Raw genomic sequence first — 3,436 nt, 5'->3', positions numbered from 1 at the left:
CATCTCCACCATCACCATGCGGGAGTACGTCACCCGAGAGGGCAAGGCCTTTAAGCCCACCGAGCTGGGAGAGGTCATCACCAAGCTCATGAAGGAGCAGTTCCCCAAAATCGTCAACGTCAAGTTTACCGCCCAGGTAGAGGACGACCTGGACGCGGTACAGCGGGGGGAGGAGCAGTGGGTAGACGCCCTGCAAGCCTTCTACGACGACTTTGACAAAACCGTGCAAAAGGCCAAAAAGGCCATGGATGGGGTGAAGATCCACCTGAAAGAGGACGAGACCGACGAAATCTGCGACAAATGCGGCAGGCCCATGGTGGTCAAGCACGGGCGCTTTGGCAAGTTCATCGCCTGCTCAGGCTACCCGGAGTGTCAGAACATCAAAAAAATCGTCAAGACCACGGGCGCCGAGTGCCCTAAATGCGGGGGCAATATTATCGAGCGCAAGTCCAAAAAGGGCCGGGTGTTCTACGGCTGCGACCGCTACCCGGACTGCGACTTCGTCAGCTGGGACCCGCCCACCAAGGAGAAGTGCCCGGTGTGCGGCAAAACCCTGATGCAGAAGAAGACCAAAGACAAGCGTATCTACTGCATGACCGAGGGCTGCACCTTCCCCGGCAAGCTGCCCAAGGACTAGGGCTCGTTTGAAAAATCGAAAACACCATCTTTTTGCCCCAAAGCAGTCGCTTTCTGCGTTGAAAATCCTCATAATACGCAAGTATTACTTGCGGTTTTCTCCTTGAAATCGCCTCCTTTGGACCAAAAATCCGGCATTTCCTCTATTTTCAAACAAGCCCTAAGTGTCCAGGGCGGCTGCGGAGAAACGACAAAAACCGGCAAACCCGCCGGAACGGGGGACAATATGGAAAAAATAACCGTGGTGGGCGGCGGCCTGGCCGGCTGCGAGGCTGCGTGGCAGCTGGCAGGCCAGGGTCTGCCCGTCCGCCTGATGGACATGAAGCCGGGCCGCTTCAGCCCAGCCCACAAAAGCCCGCTGCTGGCGGAGCTGGTCTGCTCCAACTCCCTGAAAGCCGCCCGGGTAGAGTCCGCCGCCGGGCTGCTGAAGGAGGAGATGCGCCGCCTGGGCTCTCTGCTGGTGCCCATTGCCCAACAGACGGCAGTGCCCGCAGGGGGAGCCCTGGCGGTAGACCGGGAGGCCTTCTCCCGGCTGGCCACCCAGGCGGTGGAGAGCCACCCCCTGATCACCCTGGAACGCCGGGAGCTGGAAGCCATCCCGGCGGGCCCGGCGGTCATTGCCACAGGCCCCCTTACCTCAGACAGTCTGGCCGGGGAGATCGAGACCCTCTGCGGAGGCGGGCTCCACTTTTTTGACGCCGCCGCCCCCATTGTCACCCGAGAGAGCATTGACATGAGCCGCTGCTTTACCGCCGACCGCTACGGCCGGGGAGAGGGGGACGGGGACTACATCAACTGCCCCATGAACAAGGCGGAGTATGAGGCCTTTTTAGAGGCGCTGCTGGGCGCTGAGCGGGCCCCTGTCCACGGCGTGGACCAGGCTGCCCACGGGGTGGACCAGGCTGGCCCCAAGGTCTATGAGGGCTGTATGCCCATTGAGGTCCTGGCCTCCCGGGGCCGGGACGCCATCCGATACGGCCCCATGAAGCCCGTGGGCCTGACCGACCCCCGCACCGGGCACAGGCCCTGGGCGGTTTTGCAGCTGCGCACCGAGAACCGGGAGAACAGCCTCTACAATCTGGTGGGCTTTCAAACCAACCTGCGGTTTGGCGAGCAAAAGCGGGTGTTCGGCATGATTCCCGGGTTGGAGCGGGCGGAGTTCGCCCGGTATGGGGTGATGCACCGCAACACCTTTCTCAACTCCCCCCGGCTGCTCAACGGAGACTTCTCCCTGCGGGCCAGGCCAGATCTGTTTTTTGCCGGACAGATGACCGGGGTAGAGGGCTATATGGAGTCCGCGGCCAGCGGCCTGCTGGCAGGGCGGAACCTGGCCCGGCGGCTGCGGGGCCAGGAGCCGCTGGTTCTGCCCGAAGAGACCATGACAGGAGCCCTGAGCCGGTATGTCTCCGGGTATGAGGGCAAGGATTTTCAGCCCATGGGGGCGAATTTCGGCATTCTGCCCCCGCTGCCAGAGCGGGTGCGGGACAAGCGGGAACGCTACAGCCGGCTGGCCCAGCGGGCCTTGCAGGCATTGACTGACTACTTGGGAGGAACAACATGCGCATTATCGTAGACGCTTTTGGGGGGGACAACGCGCCCCGGGAGATTCTGCTGGGCTGCGCCCAGGCCATGGAGCCCTTGGGCATTGACGTGGCCCTGGCAGGAGACAAGGACCAGCTGCTGGCCTGCGCCAAGGAGCTGGGCTTGGAGGAGTCTTTTCGCAAAATGGAGGTGCTCCACGCCAGCCAGACCCTGACCATGGAGGACGAGCCAAGCAGTATTCTGAAGGAGAAGGCGGCAAGCTCCATGGCCGTGGGTATGCGGGCCCTGGCCCAGGGCAAGGGCGACGCCTTTGCCAGCGCGGGCAACAGCGGAGCCCTCACCGTGGGGGCCACCATGCTGGTCAAGCGAATGAAAGGGGTGAAGCGGGTGGCCTTTGCCCCAGTGCTGCCCACCACCAAAACCCCCTTTATGGTGTGCGACGGGGGAGCCAATGTGGTCTGCCGGGCGGATATGCTGCTGCAATTCGGTCTGATGGGTTCGGCGTACATGGAGAATGTGATGGGGGTGCAGGCCCCCCGGGTGGGCCTGGTGAATGTGGGGACAGAGTCCCACAAGGGCGACGACCTGCGCCAGGAGGCCTATGCCCTGCTGAAAAGCTGCCCGGGCCTGAACTTTGTGGGGAATGTGGAGCCCCGGGACATCCCCTACGGGGCCTGCGACGTGGCAGTGGCCGACGGCTTTACGGGCAACACGGTGCTCAAGCTGTATGAGGGCACGGCGTTGGCTATGATGGGCATGGTGAAGGATATCTTCCAGAAGAACGTAAAAAATAAGCTGGCAGCGGCCCTGATTTACGGAGACCTGCAGGGGCTGAAAAAGACCATGGACTACAATTCCTATGGAGGCGCGCCCATTCTGGGGGCGGCAAAGCCGGTGTTCAAAATGCATGGCAACGCCAAAGCCAAGGCAGTGCAAAGCGCCCTCAAGCTGGTGCGGGACTGCACCCAGTCAGGCTATGTAGAAGCCATCACCCAAGCCCTGGCAAACTAAAACCGCGCGCAAAAACCCAAAGCGCCCCCCAACCAAGGTGCGCGTATCAAAAGCTTTTGAAGATTCTTAAGAAACTTTTCTCGAAAAGTTTCTTAAGCCGCCGGCGGCGACCTTAATCCCTTGCCCTTAAAATCGCAACGAAAGCGCAGGAAGATAGAGAAATGTCCCAGTGGGACATTTCTCGTGAGAGTCTCGGCTTCGCCTCGGTCGGTTCGCAGCTTGTCTGCCACCGGCAGACGCTCACCCC

The 3,436-nt window shown here is 61.5% G+C and carries 3 protein-coding genes; all 3 read left to right on the top strand.

Translation table 11 applies throughout. The annotated features are described in order from the left end of the window. Positions 1 to 637: topoisomerase DNA-binding C4 zinc finger domain-containing protein (locus ACTO5E_RS10550; RefSeq protein WP_482303475.1), on the top strand; the 637-nt coding region annotated here is incomplete at its 5' end. Positions 638 to 862: 225 nt separating this feature from the next. Next, positions 863 to 2,209 (top strand): methylenetetrahydrofolate--tRNA-(uracil(54)-C(5))-methyltransferase (FADH(2)-oxidizing) TrmFO, encoded by a 1,347-nt coding sequence (trmFO, locus tag ACTO5E_RS10545; RefSeq protein WP_482303474.1) that lies wholly within the window; start codon positions 863 to 865, stop codon positions 2,207 to 2,209. Then, a complete protein-coding gene (gene plsX / locus ACTO5E_RS10540) occupies positions 2,194 to 3,189 on the top strand; it encodes a phosphate acyltransferase PlsX (RefSeq protein WP_482303472.1) in 996 nt (331 codons plus the stop codon). The genes trmFO and plsX overlap by 16 nt, the downstream gene beginning before the upstream one ends. Positions 3,190 to 3,436 lie beyond the last annotated feature (247 nt).

The sequence above is a fragment of the Acutalibacter sp. genome (assembly GCF_056800975.1).
Note: the sequence above shows the minus strand (reverse complement) of the source record. Positions and strands in the feature narration are given on the sequence as shown.